General features: G+C 41.5%; 1 pseudogene. It reads left to right on the forward strand.

Features of this window, described 5'->3' with window-relative positions:
- Positions 1–685, forward strand: a pseudogene (locus tag R7O13_RS27300) (hypothetical protein); the annotation flags it as partial.

The following is a 685-nucleotide window of genomic DNA, read 5'->3' on the forward strand; positions in this document are numbered from 1 at the left end:
GCCTTTATTTCAAGTTCTGGGTTACCGCCGAGTTTAGGCTGGGCGCATAATGCAGCTTCTTATAGACACACCATTTGGTTACTGAGTTCTTTTTGTTGGCAGTCGCGAACCGTCAGTATTGTTTCATTAATTCAGCAGCAAAATCCGGTTTGGCTAGACTTGCTACAAGAATTTGGGCTGAGTGTTAAATCACTTAATCTTATTAGCGAAGAAATAGAATTACAGCTTTCATCGACAACATTTCCAACTGAAGTAAACACCTACTCTAAACAGTTACGATTCCCTTGGAATGGTGACTACTTATCGGTTACTCCTGTCGTTAGCCATGCAATGCAAAGTGAGTTAGAGCATCGTCAGCGATCTGAAGATAGTCATCTGAAGTTTGTGACTATGTTGTTACCCAACTCAGCGAGCATTGGTAATTTGTGTGGCAGTGTAGGCGGTTATATGAAAGTGCTGAATTATCCATTGGATATCAGCCCTAAAGTGAACAGAGCATCATCTGAGCAGACATTGGGCGCTAGTAGGCAAAGGAATGGTCGGTATTTTGATGATTACCAAATTACGAACATTAGAATTTGTGAAATCCTAAATCGGTTGGTTGGGGCGGAGCCACTTAAAACACACAAACAAAGAGTGAAGGCGCGAAAAGACCAAAGCAAGATATTAAGAAAGCAGATAGCTT

It is taken from the genome of Vibrio sp. Y176 (assembly GCF_033438945.1).